The 1,320-nt window shown below is 70.8% G+C and carries 1 protein-coding gene; it reads right to left on the minus strand.

Annotation, left to right across the window (positions count from 1 at the left end; all coding sequences use genetic code 11):
* On the minus strand, positions 1 to 1,082 hold a 1,082-nt coding region (locus CcI156_RS23725), incomplete at its 3' end, for a glycosyltransferase family 2 protein (RefSeq protein ID WP_254847597.1).
* Positions 1,083 to 1,320 lie beyond the last annotated feature (238 nt).

The following is a 1,320-nucleotide window of genomic DNA, read 5'->3' on the forward strand; positions in this document are numbered from 1 at the left end:
GACACCGCCCGCTCAGACACCGCCCGTCGCCGGTACACCAGCCGATCCACCACCAGGTATCGGACGATCACCGCGGCGGCCAGGGACATCAGGGTCGAGATGCCGACGCCGAGATGCCATCGCCCGACCAGCACCGCGAGCAGTGGCAGCCGAATGACCAGATCGAGATTGTTGATGAGCGCGAACGCCGGATAGCGACGCAGCCGGGAACCCGTCTCCCGATCCCAGACCAGGAGCTCGCAGCCGAGGAAGTTCCAGCCGACGGCGATCTGGGTCGCGACGATCGCCGCGACCAGGTAGTGCAAGCCGACGTGGTGAAGCACGGCGGTGCCAAGCAGGTTCGGCACCGTCCCGGACGCCCCGACCAGGGCGAACCGCGCGGGCTTCGGAACCCGCAACGCGAACAGCCGCCGGGCGAAGCGGGCGCCTTCGGTCAGCGAGGCGTTGGAGGTCCCGGCGTGCCGCTCGGCGAAGGCGTACCCGATCTCGCGGACGCGCAGCCGTCCGGACGCGACGAGCAGCTCCAGCAGGATCTTGTAGCCGTCCGGTCGCAGGCCGGCCCGGTCCACGACGGCGACCCGTACCAGGAAGAAGCCGCTCATCACGTCCGAGACGCCGCGCAGCCGACGGGGGAAGACCCACCGACACAACCGGTTCGACCCCGTCGAGACCAGGTGCCGCATGCTTCCAGCGAGCCCCGATGCGCTGCCGCCGGACACGTACCGGCTGCCGATCACCACATCGGCGGCATGTTCCACGGCGGTGCCGAGCAGCGCCGGGATGGTCTCCGGCGGATGCTGGAGGTCCCCATCGATGATCACCGCATAGGGCGCGGCACAGAGCGCGAAGCCCTCGCTGACCGCGCCCCCCAGCCCGCCGACCCGCTGGGCCGGGGTCCGGTGGTGCACCCGTACCGGTAACCGCACCGAGGGGCGGACGCGCGCGATGACCTCGGGCGTTCCGTCGTCGGAGTCGTCAACGAAGATTACTTCTCCGGACAGGCCGTGCAGCGCCTCGTCGAGGCGCCGCAGCAGCGGTTCGACGTTGCGCGCCTCGTTGCGGGTGGGTATCACGACCGACACCTGTGGCCCGACGTCCAGCCGGGAACCGACCGGTTCCGCGGCCGAACCGCCYGTCCGCTCGGGACGCTCCAGCGGGTGGCGGGGATGCGGCAGAACGGGCAGACGGAGCAGGCCCGTGCGGTCGTCCGGTCTGCCCGCCGGCCCGGTCCGGCTCCCCTGCTCGGTCCTACTCGCTTGATCGGTCCTACTCGCTTGATCGGTCCTGCCCCCCTGATCGGTCGAGGTCATCGGATCCCCC

Source organism: Frankia sp. CcI156, assembly GCF_001983015.1.
Taxonomy (GTDB): Bacteria; Actinomycetota; Actinomycetes; order Frankiales; family Frankiaceae; genus Frankia; species Frankia casuarinae.